Annotated in this window: 17 protein-coding genes; 12 read left to right on the top strand and 5 right to left on the bottom strand. The window is 51.8% G+C overall.

Translation table 11 applies throughout. The features are described from left to right. Positions 1 to 53: 53 nt before the first annotated feature. From HYT77_00265 to gspN, 12 genes are read left to right on the top strand one after another with little or no spacing between them, the layout of a single operon-like run. Positions 54 to 1,031: a hypothetical protein gene (locus HYT77_00265; protein ID MBI2066432.1), complete on the top strand. Its 978-nt coding sequence runs from the start codon at positions 54 to 56 to the stop codon at positions 1,029 to 1,031. Then, positions 1,018 to 3,693 (top strand): type II secretion system secretin GspD, encoded by a 2,676-nt coding sequence (gene gspD, locus HYT77_00270; protein ID MBI2066433.1) that lies wholly within the window; start codon positions 1,018 to 1,020, stop codon positions 3,691 to 3,693. The genes HYT77_00265 and gspD overlap by 14 nt, the downstream gene beginning before the upstream one ends. Positions 3,694 to 3,712: 19 nt before the next feature. Then, positions 3,713 to 5,437, top strand: coding sequence for a type II secretion system ATPase GspE (gene gspE, locus HYT77_00275; protein MBI2066434.1), 1,725 nt, complete (start codon positions 3,713 to 3,715; stop codon positions 5,435 to 5,437). 7 nt (positions 5,438 to 5,444) lie between these two features. Continuing rightward, a complete protein-coding gene (gene gspF, locus HYT77_00280; GenBank protein ID MBI2066435.1) occupies positions 5,445 to 6,677 on the top strand; it encodes a type II secretion system inner membrane protein GspF in 1,233 nt (410 codons plus the stop codon). Positions 6,678 to 6,707: 30 nt separating this feature from the next. Further along, entirely contained in the window at positions 6,708 to 7,169 is a 462-nt protein-coding gene (gene gspG, locus HYT77_00285) for a type II secretion system major pseudopilin GspG (protein ID MBI2066436.1), read from the top strand. Then, positions 7,162 to 7,815 (top strand): type II secretion system protein, encoded by a 654-nt coding sequence (locus tag HYT77_00290; protein MBI2066437.1) that lies wholly within the window; start codon positions 7,162 to 7,164, stop codon positions 7,813 to 7,815. Before gspG ends, HYT77_00290 begins: the two co-directional genes overlap by 8 nt. Beyond that, positions 7,796 to 8,278, top strand: coding sequence for a type II secretion system protein (locus HYT77_00295; protein MBI2066438.1), 483 nt, complete (start codon positions 7,796 to 7,798; stop codon positions 8,276 to 8,278). Before HYT77_00290 ends, HYT77_00295 begins: the two co-directional genes overlap by 20 nt. Then, positions 8,275 to 8,967 (top strand): prepilin-type N-terminal cleavage/methylation domain-containing protein, encoded by a 693-nt coding sequence (locus HYT77_00300; GenBank protein MBI2066439.1) that lies wholly within the window; start codon positions 8,275 to 8,277, stop codon positions 8,965 to 8,967. Before HYT77_00295 ends, HYT77_00300 begins: the two co-directional genes overlap by 4 nt. A gap of 6 nt (positions 8,968 to 8,973) precedes the next feature. Beyond that, complete coding sequence (locus HYT77_00305) at positions 8,974 to 10,272, top strand: general secretion pathway protein GspK (protein ID MBI2066440.1); 1,299 nt, start codon at positions 8,974 to 8,976, stop codon at positions 10,270 to 10,272. A 39-nt stretch (positions 10,273 to 10,311) separates the two neighbouring features. Next, a complete protein-coding gene (gene pilM, locus HYT77_00310) occupies positions 10,312 to 11,925 on the top strand; it encodes a pilus assembly protein PilM (GenBank protein ID MBI2066441.1) in 1,614 nt (537 codons plus the stop codon). Then, complete coding sequence (locus HYT77_00315) at positions 11,915 to 12,496, top strand: hypothetical protein (protein ID MBI2066442.1); 582 nt, start codon at positions 11,915 to 11,917, stop codon at positions 12,494 to 12,496. Before pilM ends, HYT77_00315 begins: the two co-directional genes overlap by 11 nt. A 4-nt stretch (positions 12,497 to 12,500) precedes the next feature. Further along, positions 12,501 to 13,391, top strand: a complete 891-nt coding sequence (gspN, locus tag HYT77_00320; protein MBI2066443.1) for a type II secretion system protein GspN — start codon at positions 12,501 to 12,503, stop codon at positions 13,389 to 13,391. On the opposite strand, the gene HYT77_00325 is transcribed toward gspN, so the two are convergent. The 5 genes from HYT77_00325 to HYT77_00345 are packed head-to-tail and all read right to left on the bottom strand — an operon-like array spanning position 13,384 to position 16,556. Further along, positions 13,384 to 13,650 carry a septum formation initiator family protein gene (locus HYT77_00325; GenBank protein ID MBI2066444.1) on the bottom strand — a complete coding sequence of 89 codons (267 nt, stop codon included), beginning with the start codon at positions 13,648 to 13,650 and terminating at the stop codon, positions 13,384 to 13,386. The two genes, gspN and HYT77_00325, sit on opposite strands and share 8 nt — an antisense overlap. Continuing rightward, the gene (gene ruvB, locus HYT77_00330) at positions 13,640 to 14,686 is read right to left on the bottom strand and encodes a Holliday junction branch migration DNA helicase RuvB (GenBank protein ID MBI2066445.1); all 1,047 of its coding nucleotides are present in this window, start codon (positions 14,684 to 14,686) and stop codon (positions 13,640 to 13,642) included. The genes HYT77_00325 and ruvB overlap by 11 nt, the downstream gene beginning before the upstream one ends. Further along, a complete protein-coding gene (gene ruvA / locus HYT77_00335; GenBank protein ID MBI2066446.1) occupies positions 14,683 to 15,288 on the bottom strand; it encodes a Holliday junction branch migration protein RuvA in 606 nt (201 codons plus the stop codon). Before ruvA ends, ruvB begins: the two co-directional genes overlap by 4 nt. Continuing rightward, positions 15,285 to 15,770 carry a crossover junction endodeoxyribonuclease RuvC gene (gene ruvC, locus HYT77_00340; GenBank protein ID MBI2066447.1) on the bottom strand — a complete coding sequence of 162 codons (486 nt, stop codon included), beginning with the start codon at positions 15,768 to 15,770 and terminating at the stop codon, positions 15,285 to 15,287. The genes ruvA and ruvC overlap by 4 nt, the downstream gene beginning before the upstream one ends. A 27-nt stretch (positions 15,771 to 15,797) precedes the next feature. Beyond that, a complete protein-coding gene (locus HYT77_00345; GenBank protein ID MBI2066448.1) occupies positions 15,798 to 16,556 on the bottom strand; it encodes a YebC/PmpR family DNA-binding transcriptional regulator in 759 nt (252 codons plus the stop codon). Between the last annotated feature and the right edge of the window lie 98 nt (positions 16,557 to 16,654).

Below are 16,654 nucleotides of genomic sequence, written 5' to 3' on the forward strand. Positions count from 1 at the left end.
AGGGCAGAATTTTGATACCCTCAACCCAAGGGTAGCGGCCGCTTGGGGGGAGTATGATTGTTGTCGTCAAACGTTACAGCTGGACTCTGCATTTTCTGACGATTGCGTTGGCGAGCTATCTCGTTGCCCAGGCGTTCTCAACCTACATCGCCTCCAAACTAGAATCGATGACTCTCAGCAAACCGGAAGCAGAGGCGCCAAAGCAGGAATTGGCTCCGGAAGAGGAGACGGCGGTCGATGCCGGGATTGAGGAGGATGCGTACAAGGTTATTGCCGAGAGAAATATTTTTAACTCGGCTGCAACGGGCATTGCCGAGGAGAACCCGATTGTGGAAGATCCCACGATGCTCGGAGAGCTGGGGCCGGCGGTTAAAACGGGTCTCAGTGTAAAATTGTTGGGGACGCTCGTTGTGGATGGAGGAGCCGATCGGCGCTCTTCGGCGACCGTTAAGGGAGGGGGAAAGAAGGAGATTGATGTTTATTATGTGGGGGATGAGAAGTCATTTGGAGAGAACGTTCGTCTTACAAAAGTGATGAAAGATCGAATTGAGTTTGTCAACGGATCACGATTGGAGTATGCGGAACTGGAAGATTTTGCCCAGGGAAAATCGATCTTTGATAAGGCGGAGGCGGTTCACGGTGACGGAAAATCGTCCGGGTCGTCCAAGGGTGGGGCGTCAGTTTCCGATGAGGGAGGGGCTATTGTTGCACAGGGGGATAAAATCTTTATTGACCAGAGCGCTATTGATGACGCCCTCACGAATCTGGATCGCTTTTATACAGAGATTCGCATTGTCCCCCACTTTGATCAAGGAAAGGTCTCCGGGATGAAGGTCCTTTCGGTCAAGCCAGGGAGTCTGGTTAGTAAACTGGGCTTGCAGAGAGGGGACATTTTGGAGAAGATTAACGGACAGGAGCTCGACGTCAAAAGGGGTATGGCGTTGTTTGCGGAGCTGAAGGATCAGAAAAATTTTAGTATTGATCTTAAGAGGGGGGGGCAAAATAAAACATTGGAATATGAGATTCGTTGAGGCCGCGATCCATAAATTTCTTGATGCGGCGTCGTTGTTCGTCGAGCATCCTCAGCGTACCACCCAAGTACGTCTCCGGTGCTCTCCTCACATCTCCTTGCCTCGAGGGAATTTCTGGATCGCGCTTGTAACTTTTTTAACTACCATTTTATTATCGGGCCAAGTTTTTGCAGCGGATGTGACACCGCTTCCGCCCGTTGTCATCGACTCCCCGGCAAATCCCAGTCCAGCAGCTCCTCCACTCAAAGCCCCTTCCGCCGATGTGGAACTTCCTCCCGCGATCAAGCTGGATCAACCGGCGCTGCAGCCACAGACGCCTGTTACGACGGCCCCAACAACTTCTCCTTCGGTCCCCTCGGCACCGACGGGAGGAGTGACAACTCCCGCCGCCCCCTCCTCTGAACAGGCAGCCGTTGCTCCTTCAGTTGGGGCCCCCGTAGGGACGGCACCGGCCCCAACAGAGACCCCGGAAGTTACCCAAACAGGTGTACCGTCTGTTTCCCAGACGCTTGGACCAGCTCCGGAGACAAAAACCGAGGAGCTTATTGAGGAACAGGGGATGTATTTCAATGTGGCTGACGAGGACCTGAAGGAGGTTATCAAACAGATCAGCCGCGCCCTGGGGAAGGACTTTCTCCTCGATGAAAAATCCTGCAAGGGAAAGATTACCATTATCAGCGAAAGAAAATTGACCAAGGAGGAGGTTTGGGAGGTTTTTCTTTCTGCGCTCGATGCCAACCAGTGCACGGTTGTCAAAGGGCCCGCCGGACTCTACCGATTGATTCCACGCCGCGAGGCGTTGAGTTATCCGATTGAGTTTTACAAAGACGACAGCCCGGTGAGTGACCGATTCATCACGCGTCTCATCACGCTCAAAAATATCAGCGCGGCGGATATGGCCAACGTGATCAAGGGACTTGTTTCGAAAGAAGGGAACCTTTTTGCCTACCCCGTGACCAATACGTTAATTCTGACTGATACTGGAACGAACATCGACCGCCTTGTTCGTTTGATCAAGGAGCTTGATACAGAGGGCCCTCAGGAGATCATGGAGATCATACCGATTGTTTTTGCTGAGGCGAAGGATATTGCGAACAAGATTACCCAGATCTTTGAAGAGGAGACCAAAGGAGACAAGGGGGGCGGAAGAAAAAGAGGCGGAAAGGACGAGGGAGGAGAGGATATTCCACAGATCCGGAAGGTGCTTCCGGATGATCGGACCAATTCAATTATCCTGCTTGCCTCCAAGAGGGCGATACAGGACATACGGGATCTTATAAAAAAACTGGATCGGCCGATGGCCGGTGAGGCGGGTGAGATTCATGTCCATTACTTAAAGCATGCTGCTGCAAAGGATATGGCATCCGTCTTATCCTCGATCTCCGGTCAGGTTCAAAAGGATAAAGGGGCCAAAGGAATTGCACCGCCGGCAACCGGGGCGGGAGGGATCTCTTCGCTGGAGGGGCTCGATATCCTTGGCAAGTTTTCCGTTACCTCTGATGAATCGACAAACTCCCTTGTCATCACGGCAAGTGCCAAGGACTACCAGATCCTTGTCGATCGAGTCATTTCAAAATTGGATATCCCACGCAAGCAGGTCTATGTCGAGGCGATCATCGTTGAGCTTTCAGTTGCTCAGGATCAGCAGGTTGGGTTTGGTGTGCTGGGTGGAAAACTGTTTAACGTGGGTGGAAACAGTATCGCCACCTTTGGAAGTACGCTCGGCTTTTTGGGTCCTAACTTTTTAACTGATCCGAGCAGGGTTTTGAGTGGTACGGTAGGAGGGGTTAATACAACCAACACCGTTACGATTAACACGCCGGGGGCACCAGGCTCGACCGCAACGACGACATTGCCCGTGCCAGCCTTCCTGACCGCGCTCCAACTGGCGCAGGGGAATACCGACGTCAATATCCTCTCCACCCCGAATATTCTCACGCTGGATAACCAGGAGGCGGAGATCACGGTCGGTCAGAAGGTTCCGTTCCCCTCGGCTCAGGCAACAACAATTGGAGGCAGTCTACAGACTTCATTTACGCGTGAAGACGTGGCACTGAAATTAAAGATCAAACCTCAAATCTCGGAGAGTGACACGATCCGGCTTGAGGTTGCCCAGGAGGATCATGAGGTTCTTTCAAACCAGCCTGCCTCGGCAGCCCAATCTGGTCCATCAACAACGGAGAGGAAGATCAAGACGACGATTGTTGCGAACAACGGCCAGACGATTGTCTTAGGAGGGCTCATCAAGGACAAGCATGAGACGATCGTCAACAAGGTTCCGGTATTGGGGGATATCCCCCTCCTGGGGTGGCTCTTCAAGACGCGCAGAAAAACAAAACAAAAGGTTAACCTCGTTGTTTTCTTAACTCCCAACATTATTCGGGAGCCGCGTGATTTTCTGTCGATCCTGCAGCGAAAGGTGACTGAGAATAACGCCTTTATTGATGAAAATTTCAGCAAGTCCCAGCGGCGACAGATCAAGAAGAGTCTGGAGGTTCACGCGAGCCATTTGGCGGAATTCATAGAGGAGAGTGAAGAAGCAACCTCTTACCAAGAGAAGCCCCGCCATGAAGAGCCGATAAAACAGGAATCGCCCAAGACATCCCCCCCTGCCAAGAAGTCTAACCCACCAGCAGAGGAAGACGTCGACTTGGCACTTTAGATGTGATACGGTGCCCTCCATGATCGAGGATCGGAGTTTGGGGGCGATTCTCCTGGAAAATACCTCGCTGACCCAACAACAGCTCGATGAGGCGCTCACCCTGCAGCGAGACAAGGGGATCAAACTGGGCGAGGCGCTCGTCCAGCTCAAGTTTTTAAGAAATGAAGATATCCTCAAGGCGCTTTCGATCCAGCTCGGCATTCCTTACGAGGTGAAATTAGAACCCGATTCAATAGCGACCGATCTCGCCTCGACCGTCTCTCTGAACTACGCCAAAAAGAACGAAGTGATGCCGATCCGTCGTGAGGATCATGCGATTGTCGTGGCGATGTCGGATCCGCTCAACCATTACGTCGTGGATGACTTAAGGGTGTTATATGGATCGGCCGTCCGTCCTGTCATTGCGAGCTCTCTGGAGATCATGGGAGCGATCAACTCGGTCTTCAACCGGATGAGCGATGTGGGTGACCATGCGGCCGAAGAGCTGGAGGGAGAAAACCTCGATACCCTGGGGCAGGAATTGGAGGAGGTACAGGACCTCCTTGATTCTGCGGACGAGGCCCCGATCATCCGGCTCGTGAACTCGCTCATCTTCAGGGCGGTCAAACAGAAGGCGTCGGATATCCACTTTGAGCCTTTTGAAAAGGAGCTTATTGTTCGTTTCCGTGTCGATGGAACGCTTTATGACATCATGCGTCCACCCAAGAGGGTTCAGGCAGCGGTGACGTCACGTCTCAAGGTCATGGCAAGTCTCGATATCGCTGAAAAACGGCTCCCGCAGGATGGTCGGATCCGTCTCAAGATTGCCGGCAAGGATATCGATGTTCGTGTCTCGACGGTTCCAACCGCCCAGGGAGAATCGATTGTCCTCCGTCTCCTGGACCGGAGCAGTGTCATGGTCGATCTCGACAGACTTGGGATGGCGCCTCTTCTTCTGAAAAAATTTAACGAGGTGCTCGATAGGACGCATGGGATCATCCTTGTGACCGGTCCCACAGGAAGCGGAAAGACGACGACGCTCTATGCCGCGCTTTCGAAACTCAACACGCCAGACGTCAAGATTATTACGACGGAAGATCCAGTCGAGTATCAGTTGCAGGGGATCAACCAGATCCCTGTGAATGCGAAAATCAACCTGACCTTTGCTGCGGGGCTTCGGTCGATCCTCCGCCAAGATCCGGATATCGTCATGGTCGGCGAGATCCGTGACAAGGAGACGGCAGAGATTGCGGTTCAGGCCGCGCTGACGGGGCATCTCGTCTTTTCGACGCTTCATACCAATGATTCCGCCTCGTCTGTGACCCGCATGATCGATATGGGGGTTGAACCGTTTTTGATCTCCTCTTCCGTTCTGGCGATCCTGGCTCAACGACTCATCCGTCGTGTCTGCCTCGATTGCGGCAAAAAATATGTCCCAACCCCGGAAGAACTGGTGAGGGTCGGTATCAAGCCGGAGGATCTCAAGGGGCGTCAGCTTTACCGGGCGGTCGGCTGTCCCAATTGTATGAATACCGGCTACGCCGGTCGTGTTGGCATTCATGAGCTGCTGATCATGGATGAAGAGATGAGGGGGCTTGTTGTCAAAAATCCGGATGCGACTGTGCTCAAGAGGAAGGCGATGAGCAAGGGGATGGCAACGCTGCGGGAGGATGCATTACAGAAGGCGCTTAAGGGGATGACGACTCTCGAAGAGGTGTTATTGTCAACACAGGAAGATGTGATGAGGGAAGAAGCAGCTGTTTGAATAGTCGATGCCAGCTTACTCTTATAAGGGGCTTAATACCCAGGGGAAGAATACCAGCGGAGTGATTGAGGCCGAGTCGGAAAAGGCGGCGAGGCTCAAGCTCCGGAAGCTGGGCGTGTTTCCAACCGATGTGACTCCCGAGGGGAGTCGCCGTTCCGGTGGCATCAGCTTGGGGAGCGATGTCAATTTCAGCAAGTACTTTCAGCGGATCAAGATCCAGGATCTGGCCGATATGACCCGCCAGCTCTCTACGCTACTGTCGGCGCATATCCCAATGGTCGATGCCTTGGGCGCCCTTGTCGACCAGACGGCGAATCCAAAACTTCGAGGGATTATCGGATCGGTCAAGACATCGGTCGTTCAGGGGAGTCGTCTCTCCGAGGCGTTGGCGGCCCATCCCAAGATTTTTTCCGGGCTCTTTACCCACATGATCGGGGCTGGAGAGGCGTCCGGTGCGATGGACACGGTTATGAAACGGTTGGCCGATCTCCTGGAGAACCAGGCCAAGTTGAAGGCGAAGATCCTTGGGGCTCTCATGTATCCCCTCATTATGGCGATTGTCGGCCTTGGGCTGATGGGATTTCTGTTGGTTTACGTGGTGCCGAAGGTAACGAAGATCTTTGAGGATGTGAAGGCGACCCTGCCGATTCCCACACGAATCCTGATCGCCATTTCACATGCCTTGGCCAATTACTGGTATGTTTTTATCCTGCTCGGTCTCGGTCTCTTTTTCGGACTCCGAAAATTTTTGAAGACGCCTCGAGGCAAGGTATTGTATGACCGGTTGACGCTCAAAATGCCGATCTTTGGAAAACTGTTCCGGATGGTTGAGATTTCCCGGTTTGTCCGGACGCTTGCCACGCTTCTGGGGAGTGGCGTGACGCTGCTCAATGGACTCGATATCGTCAAGAAAATTGTCCAAAATTCGCTGCTGGTCAATGCGATCGAGGAGACGAGGGTCGGAGTCCGCGAGGGGGAGCCGCTGGCAGGCCCCTTAAAGCGGAGCAAGCAGTTTCCTCCGATCGTCATCCATATGATCTCCATCGGGGAGAAGACGGGGGAGTTGGGAACAATGATGGAGAGGATTGCCGACAATTATGATCAACAGATTGACAATCTGGTCGGGACCCTGACAACATTGCTGGAACCGGTCATGATTCTGGTGATGGGGGGGCTGGTCTCTTTTATTGTGATGTCAATTTTGTTGCCAATTTTGCAATTGAACCAGTTGGGATCTTAAAAGAGTGTGTAACAATAAAGGGGGGAGTTTATGATCAAAAAACTAGGACGTGAGAACGGTATGACGTTGATCGAAATCATGGTCGTGGTGACGATCCTGGGACTCATCGCAACGATCGTGACCGTCAATGTCTTGGGCAAACTGGATCAGGCAAAGGTTTCAGCAGCCCAGACGCAGATCAAGACGCTGGAAGAGGCGCTCGATGCCTTCCGGGCTGACAACGGTTTCTATCCGGGGACCGAACAGGGGCTCAAGGCGCTCATTGAAAAACCATCCGTCGGACGGATCCCAAAATCGTATCCGCGGGACGGCTACCTCAAGGGGAACAATGTTCCGAAGGATCCCTGGAGTTGTGATTACCTCTACGCCAGTCCTGGCTCCCATGGCAATCGTGTCGAGATAATCTCCTATGGGGCCGATTGTCAGGAGGGGGGCGAGGATACGGATGCCGACATCAACTCCTGGGAAATAGGCGTAGAGAAGAGTGAATAAAAAAAGGTCCGATCGTCAGTCTGGGATCACACTGATTGAGCTTCTCGTGGCGATGGCGATTGTGGGGGCGATTTTTGCCTTGTCCGCCAGTGGGCTGCGTCAGGCGTTTGATCTTGAGCTCAAAAACTCCTCCCGTCGACTCTCCTCCCTCATGCGTTATTTAAGAATTCAGGCCGTGACGGAACATAAATATCTGCGTCTCTGTCTTGATATGGAGAAGGATGAATATTGGGTGGAAGAGACCAAAGAGAGTTTTGTCATTGCTTCCTCCGACGAGGAACAAACGGATGTGAAAAAGGCGGGTGAAAAGGAGAAGGCGTCTGATGCCCTATCGGCTGAGGGGGAGGAGAAAGAGGCGGGGGATGAGGCGTCGGTGAAGGGCAGTTTCCAGGAGTCGGACAAGACCGTTGTGAAGAGAAAAAAACTCGGTTCCGGGGTGCTCTTCAAGGACGTCTCGGTCTCCTATCTCCCGATGAAAGCGGAGAACGGGCAGGTTTACGTCTATTTTTTCCCTGATGGTTATGCCACGCCGGCGATGATTCATCTCCAGAATGAGGATGATGATGCCCATTACTCTCTGGAAGTCTTTCCTTTAACCGGAAAAGTAGAGGTGGAGGGGGAATACCGTGAATGGGAAAAGAAATAAGGGATTCACCTTAATCGAAGTGATGGTCGCTGTTGCGATCCTTTCGGTCTCTCTGATGGCCCTCATGAATCTCCAGAGTCGGTCGATCCTGGCCTCCGCAAGGGCCCAGAGGATCTCTGTCGCAACGCTGCTGGCGCGCCAAAAAATGGCCTCCGTCATTCTCGAGATTGAAAAAGGAATTCCCAAAGGGGATTTCCCTGATGAGAAGGAAGAGGAGGGAATTTTTGAGGAGGAGGATTTTCAGGACTATTACTGGAAGCTCGTGATCAAGACGGTCGAGCTCCCGGTACCCGAGGGGGCCGAAGGAAAATCGGAGATCATGGGCCAGGTCATGAAGATGCTTTCGGAGGAACTCTCCAAGTCGGCCCGTGAAGTCCGGTTGATTGTTGGCTGGAAGGAGTTTGAGGAGGAAGAGGAGGGGATTACACTCGTTACACATATCGTCAACCCTCTCGGTGTATGAAAAAAAACGGTTTTACATTGATTGAGGTCCTTGTTGCGATTGTTCTGCTCGCGATCATCTCGTTACTTGTTTGGCAAGCGTCCGGGGCAACGATTCAGTCCAAGGAACGTTTTGAGAAGAGGGATGAGCTGTTTCAGTCGGCGACGCTGGCATTGGGACAGATGACGCGTGACCTCGAATCGGCAGCGATTTTTTCGGCGATTGACTTTTTGGGTGCCTCGGAATCGGGAGAACAACGGTGGAAATCGGTTTTTATCGGAAAGGATGAGGGGGACCAGGACCGGGTTATCTTTTTTGCCTTTTCGCATGTCCGGTACCTCAAGGATGTCAAAGAATCGGATCAGGCCGAAATCAGCTATTTTTTGGAGAGGGATGAGGAGACGCCCGAGCTCTTTTCGTTAAAGAAGAGGGTCTCTTCTCCCCCCGACGCGAATCCCGAGGAGGGGGGGGGAACCTATACGCTCATTCGCAACGTTCGGGAACTCAACTTTCGTTACTATGACCTAAAGCAGGCGCAGTTCTTTGACAGCTGGGATTCCACCAGTCTGGATCAGCGAAATATTCTCCCGAGGGCGGTTGAAATCCTGATGGTTCTTCAGGATCCGGAGGCTGAGGAGGAAGAGGAGGGGAGGCTCCGGTTTTTGACGACGGCTTTTTTAGGGCTCGCCCCCGGCCCGAATGATTTTTAGAAAGAGATGATAAACAAACTTTTCAAGAATGAGTCGGGTGTTGCCCTCATGCTAGTTCTCTCTTCGCTTCTTCTCGTCTCCACCGTTGCGGTAGAGTTTGCCTACAATGTTCATATTGCCTACGAAGTAGCGGCGACTCAGAGAGATCGGCTCAAGGCAGAATATCTGGCACAATCGGCGGTCAATCTTGTTCGTTGGGAGTTGGCGGCTGAACGGAAATTCAAACAGAGGTTCTCCAGCCTCCTGCAACAGCTCTCCGGTGGGAGTTTCACGCAGGAACCTTTTTGCAAGGCATTCCCGCTTGCGAGTGGAATGATTGAGGGGATCGGGCTCTCCGGAGCCTCTGGCGAAGGTGAGATGAAAAAGGAAGAGGGAGAAGAAAACCAGGGGGAAGATAAGGGAAAACCGGATGAGCCAGAAGAGAGACCCAGCGAAGATCTCCTTGATCTCGGGGGCGATTTTGAAGGTTCCTGCGACACTGAAGAGAGTCGGATCAATCTGAACGCCTTTCGTTCCTCGGCGGTTCCTAATGCACAGACACCTCCACGGGAAGAAGAAGAGGAGACGGGGGGGCGGCGGCCACAAAACCCGAAGAATCCGGCAACTCCGTCCCCTATGGTCTCTGCAGCGGTCCTTTATGAGGAACAAAAAAATCTATTGGTCTCTCTCCTGTCGCAGAAGTCTCTTGAACCCCTCTTTGAGGGAAAGACGGACGAGATAAAAAAACTGGTGACCCGGATTGGCGATTGGGTCGATGCCGATGATCGGATTAACGAGGCGCAGGGAGTTCAGGGAGGGTACGAAGAGTCCGAATATAAGGAAGTCAATTATAAGCCGAAGAATGGGAAGTTTGCGAGTCGTGCCGAGCTTCTATTGATTCCTGGTTTAGGAGATGAGATTTATCAGAAGATTGAATCGAGTTTGACCGTCTACGGTGATGGCAAGATCAATATATGTCAGGCAAATGATCAGACGATCCTGACCTTCCTGCTCTTTATGAGCATGACGCCGGGCGCTCCCCGTTTCAATCTGGAGGACGAGAAGAAAAACGAGGCGATTTTGGAAACGGTTCGCAAGGGGTGTGCCGAACCGAACCCTCAGCCGAATCAACTGGCCCAGATGATTGCTGCCAATACGGGGGGGGACAGCCGGGTGTTGTCCTCCCGCATCAGCACCCAGAATCGTTTCTACACGTTGAAGGGGGTTGGCGTTGCCGGGGATGCCGAGGTGACAATCCATACGGTGATTGATACCGATTCGTCAAACCCTAACCTATGGAAAATACTTTATTTTCGGGTTGAATAAGTATAATATTCGAACCGGGGGATTGTTTTAAGGTAAAATATGCGGCAGAGAATTCTGGGAATAGATGTCGGCGGCTATTCAATCAAGGTGGCCGAGATCGAGAGATCTTTCCGCACCTTTGAGCTGGTCGGTTTTTATGAACAGCCGATTCTTCGTGGGGAGTCAGGAGGTGGCGAGACGGGCGCATTGCAAAGACTCTTCGAAGAATATAATCTGTCCACTGATTTTCTCTACACGGCCCTGCCAGGCCACCTGACGGCCCTCCGGTTGGTCGAGCTTCCGTTCAGCAATTTCAAAAAAGTCGATACCACCATTGAGTTTGAGATGGAAAATTATCTTCCGCTCCCGCTTGAAGAGACGGTGGTTGATTATCAATTTGTTATCCAGGAAAAAAACAGCTCCAAGATTATGGCTGCCTATGCTCGGAAAGGGGAACTCATCAAATTCACGAATCATTTTGCCTCGGCAGAGCTCGATCCCCGTTTTGTGGGTGCTGAGGCGGTGGAGATCAGCAACCTTTTAAAACTGGGGGTCGTTGTGCCGGAGGGAAGCTATGCTGTTGTTGATATCGGTTACCAGAAGACGAATCTCTACCTTTTTGTCAGCAAGACGCTTTATTTGACACGAAGTATCATGATTGGGGGGCGTGACTTGACCCATGCCGTGGCAACGACCCTTACGATGTCGGAACCGGATGCCGAAAAAATCAAGATTGAAATGGGGCAGCTCGGTCCAGCCTCCGAGACAGCGGATGCGATGACTCGCCAGGTTGCTGGAGCGCTGAGCAAGCCGCTTGATGATCTTCTCGTCCAGATCAAGCAGACGATGCTCGCTTTCCAGCAGGAACGGGGTGAGGTGGTCCAGGCCGTCCTCTTGACGGGAGGATCGTCCCGTCTCCGAGGAATTGATCAGTTTTTTTCGCAAGCCTTACGGAAGAATGTCAGCTTCCTTGATTGTATGGATTTTGCGGGGAATCGACTTTCGGATACTGGCTGGTGCCGACCAATCGCCGCGACCTCTCTATCCCTTGCCTACCGAGGGGTTTTAGGGGTGGGAAACAAGGATCTTCATTTTCGTCGAGGGGAGTTTGCCTATCGGGGTGAGATGAAGGATCTGTCATCTCTCATCAAAGAGGTAGCGATCCAAATTGGAATTATCACCGCCTTTGTTCTTGTCACCTTTCTTGTCAGTTATTTGAGTCTGCGTGGAAGGATCAAGGAGCAAGAGACGCGTATTGCTAAAATAGCAGGGGAGGTGCTGCCGGATCTTCCTCCCAAGAGCCTTTCCAACGCCAAAAATGTTATTTCGGTTTTGGCCGGCAGGATCACCGAGGCGAGTGAGAAAAAGCAAAAGCTGGATGAGGAGACAGCGATTTCGATTCTGGATGCCCTGAAGGAGGTTTCCGAGAAACTTCCGGCCAAGGATAAGATCAAAGTTGATATTGACGACCTCATGATTGCGAGTGGGAGGATCAAGCTGACCGGGCGGACCGATTCTTTTGAGGCGGTTGATCAGATCAAGGGGGCATTGTCTCAATCAACAGCCTTTCAGGATGTGACCACCCAGAATGTACGTAAGGGGGTTGGCGATGAGGTGAAATTCGATCTCTCTTTTGAGCTGAAGATTGGAGAGGAGGAGAAGGATGGCGCTTAAAACAAAATATTCACCTCTCCAGCACTTCTCGCTTGAAAATCTGTACAACTCGTTTTTGGGACTTGATCCACGCCAAAAAATCATTGCCCTTTGTTTCATTGGCGTCTTGCTCTTGCTTCTCCTGTTTTTGCCGTTTTCTCTTGTCTCCAGTCAAATCAGCTCGCTTCAGCGCAAGATTATTATTGCCCAGAAAGGATTTCGTGATGTTCAACAAAAGATCGGTGAGTATCGCGAATCCGAGGCCTCTATTGCCTCCTTGGAGAGAAAGTTTGGTCATGGGGGGTCGGTCACCGGCCGTGTCGAGGGAGCCGCCAAAAAATTGGGGATTGCCGTGAGTCAGCTCAAGGAGAATCCACCACAGGAAACTGATTTTCTCACAATTACGGCGGTCGATGTCCGGTTTTCCAATGCAACTCTTCAGCAGGTGATCGACTTTTTGCAGGAGATCGAGAAAGATGAGTCAAGTCTCATGCGGGTTCGGCGGATCCAGATCAAGCCAAAGTACGCCAACCGTCAGCTTCTGGATGTTTCCTGCGAGGTCGCCACATTTGCACTGAAAAAGGAGACCTGAGGATATGCCGTTAACGCTCCGGTTAATTCTCTATCCTGCCTTCGCCTTTTTTTGCCTTCTCGTTTTCTCCATTCTCCTTTTCCCGTTTGACAGCCTTAAAAACCGTTTTGAAGGTGAGATCGAAAAAGGATTGGGGGGAGGGTTTTCAGTCACTGTCGGAAAGATTTCCCCCGCCCTGCTCAGCGGCGTCACGCTTAAAAATCTTGAGATACGGTCTAAAAAGAATGATGCCAAGGTCAAACTTGAGAGGGCTAAGCTCAAGATCGCGCTGTTTCCTCTCTTGTGGGGTAAAAAGAATATTTCACTCGCGGTAAAATCAGGTCCTTCATCAATAGAAGGGCGAATGATCATTGGCAAGGAGACGCTCCGTCTTGATCTGGACTTGGACAAGATGGACATTGCGATTGGCCGTATCTTGACCTCTCTTTCCCTACCATTAGCTGGTACCATCAGCGGCCAGATCAAGCTGGATCTCTATCCGACCGATCCCCTTCGGAATGCCGGAAAGGTTCACCTTGTTTTTCCTGATTTTCGTCTGGATGAGGGGGCAACGCTCGGTGGTTTTCCACTCCCTTCTGTCATGCTCTCCAAGGGGGATTCTTCGGGTATTGATATTGAGGTGAATCGGGGCAACTGGGAGGTCAAGCTCTTCAAGTTTGAGGGGGGAGATCTCCAGCTTGAGGCGGTCGGAAAAGTCTTTGCAGCGCGCAGGATAGAAAATTACCGATGGAATCTTCAGGGGACATTTCAACCCGCCCCGGGTTCCGAGGAAAAACTTTCTTTTTTAAGTCTTGTGGGGGATCAAAAAGGGGAGGATGGAAAATATCCGCTTTCCATCTCAGGGAAGTTGTCGAAACCGGCGATCCGTATTGGAACGTTTCAACTGCCTATTTAGGAGGAGGGGTGATTTCGAGGAGTCTCTCCCCCTCCCGGATGTAACCGCGCTCTTCCCGGATAAATCGTTCGAGGGCAACCGGATCCTGGAGCTTTGAGATAGCCTGCACCAACTCCTCATTTTTCCCCTGGAGGGCAGCGTTTTCCCGTTCAAGAGTTTTTTTGTGTTGAAGAAGTTGGTAGAGGCGGTACGCCCCCTGTTCACCAAAGAGACTCAGGAGTACCAGAAAAAGAGAAGCGAGAATCAGTTTAACTGACATTGTTAAAATCCAGCTTCTGTTGGTTATTTTGTGATGGAGCAGGATACGGTATTCCAAGATGCTTATAGGCCAGTGGTGTCGCGACGCGTCCGCGGGGTGTCCTGTTCAGATAACCGTTTTGGATCAGAAAAGGTTCGTACATATCTTCGATCGTCTCCTTTTCCTCGCTGATCGCCGAGGAAAGAGTCTCGACACCGACCGGCCCCCCCCCAAATTTTTCAATAACTGTTTCCAGGATCTTACGATCCATCTGGTCAAATCCCTTTTCATCGACTTCGAGGAGGCGAAGGGCGTTCTCGGCCGTTTTGCGATCAACATGCCCGCTTCCTTTCACGTCAGCAAAGTCGCGAATACGTCGGAGGAGGCGGTTTACAATTCGAGGAGTGCCTCGTGAACGGCGGGCAATTTCAAAGGCTCCGTCTTCCGTGAGTGGGACATTCAGAATCTTGGCGGAGCGAAGACAGATCTGTGAAAGTTCTTCCGGCTCATAAAAATCAAGACGACAGGAAATCCCGAAACGGTCGCGCAGCGGTGAGGTCAGGAGCCCGGCGCGTGTTGTCGCGCCGATTAATGTGAAGGGAGGCAGGTCCAGTTTAATCGTCTTTGCGGAGGGGCCCTGTCCGACAAGGATGTCCAATTTGTAATCCTCCATCGCTGGATAAAGAATCTCCTCAACCACACTATTCAGGCGGTGAATCTCGTCGATAAAAAGGACCTCATGCGGCTCCAGGTTGGTCAGGATGGCAGCGAGGTCGCCTGGCCGTTCGATGACAGGACCGGAAGTCGATTTGATTGAGACTCCTAGTTCACTGGCGATTACATGAGCGAGAGAGGTCTTGCCCAATCCGGGAGGACCATAAAAAAGTGCGTGGTCCAGAGATTCCTTCCGTTTCTTGGTTGCCTCGATGAAGATCGTCAGCTTTTCCTTGATTTTTGGTTGACCGATGTACTCCCTGAAGTTTCTCGGGCGAAGCGAGGCCTCGATCTGCCTATCCTCCTCCAAGGGAACGGGAGACAGGTTTCTCTCATCACTCATACGCGCCTCTCCGAAAGAATTTTCAACGCCTCTTTAACACAATTTTCCAAAGGAATCCCCTCGGGGAATTTAAGTTGGGAGACCGTCTTCTCAGCCATTGGTCTGGCATAACCCAAATTGAGCAGGGCCGAGAGGGTCTCTTCATACAGTTGCCTTTTCTCTCCACGATAGGCCGGGGAGGTCGTTCCGTCCCCTCCCAGATCGGCCAGTTTGTCCTTAAGATCAACAATCATTCTCTCGGCGGTCTTTTTTCCGATCCCCGGAATCGAGGTCAAACGGACCAGATTTTCCTCCTGAAGTGCCCTGGCCAACTCCTGGGGTGCAATTCCAGAAAGGATCGTGATCGCCAGTTTAGGACCGATACCGGACACTTTGATCAACTTTTGAAACAGTTTTTTCTCTGCATCGGTTAGAAAGCCGAAAAGGGAGATATCATCTTCGCGGACAGCGGTATGAATGAGTAAAGAAATCTTCTCGCCTGGTGGGGGGAGATGGGTCAGGGTTCCTTTGGAAACGGCAACTCGATAACCGACACCACTGACGTTAATGACCACTTCCTGATTCTCCTTTTGTTGCAGCAACCCCGAAAGTGACGCGATCATGATAAAAGTTCCTTCATCCGATGCGACTGCATATGGCAGATGGCGACCGCCAGGGCATCGGAGGCATCCTCCGCCGCCACCTCCGGAAGTTTTAAAAGTTGTTGTACCATTTTTTGAATCTGTTCCTTGGTGGCCTGGCCGTAACCGGTAACCGCCTGTTTAACCTCGCGGGTGCTGTACTCGTAGATCGGGATGTTTTCGGATGCCGCGGCTAGCATCGAAACGCCGCGGGCCTCTCCAAGCTTCAGGGCACTCATCGCATTTTTGGCCAAAAACACCTTTTCGATAGCGACCGCATCAGGTCGAAACTTTTTTATAGCTTCCTTGAGCATGCAAAAGATCTCCCACAGTCTTTCCGCAAAAAGGTCTTTGGTATGGACACGATAAGCGATGTTTTCAAGATGTCTCAACCCGGACCCGTTTTTTTCGATGACCCCGAGGCCTGTAATTTGTGATCCGGGATCAATCCCCAAGATTTTCATGATCCCCCTGGCCCTCACCCTTGAAGATTAGGCAACCAATTTGCTGATACGCTCCATCTCCTCTTTAGAGATGTCGAAATTGGAAAAAACCTCCTGAACGTCGTCATGATCTTCCAACGATTCCATGAGGCGGAGCATCTTTTCGGCATCGCTACCGGAGAGATTAACCGTATTTTGCGGCACCATCGTGAGTTCAGCGCTAAGCGGCGTCAACCCTTTTTCGGCAAGCGCCTTTTTAACCGGCTCAAAGCTCTCTGGTTTTGTCATGACATCCCAGGTGTCCTCCTCATCCTTCAGATCCTCGGCGCCTGCTTCAAGAACAAGTTCCATAAGCTGATCCTCCGAAAACTGGCTTTTATTAAAATGGAGAACCCCCAATATCTTGAAGATCCAGGAGACGCAGCCGGTTTCCCCCATGTTCCCGCCGTTTTTGTTCAGGATATTTCGGACCTCCGAGATGGTCCTGTTTCGATTGTCGGTCAGGATCTTGAGGATGAGTGCAGCACCACCGGGACCATACCCCTCATATAAATGTTCCTCGTAAGTGACTCCCTCCAGCTGTCCAGTACCTCGTTTGATCGCCCGATCGACATTTTCCTGCGGCATGTTGACGGCCTTCGCCTTGTCGATAACGGTGCGGAGACGGGGGTTTCCGTTCGGATCGCCTCCCCCCTGACGGGAAGCGGCAGAAAGCTCTCGGATGATTTTCGTAAAGAGCTTCCCCCGCTTGGCGTCTGCGGCCCCTTTTTTCCTCTTAATGGTAGCCCACTTGGAGTGCCCTGACATCTTGACTGAAACCTATCATAATGGTTTGAGAGCAATCAAGATGCATTTGGCGTGGGTGATATGCCGAGCTTTGTGTAAATGGGGGGGAGGAGAGAAAA

It is taken from the genome of Deltaproteobacteria bacterium, assembly GCA_016180855.1.
In the GTDB taxonomy this organism is placed as follows: Bacteria; UBA10199; UBA10199; order JACPAL01; family JACPAL01; genus JACPAL01.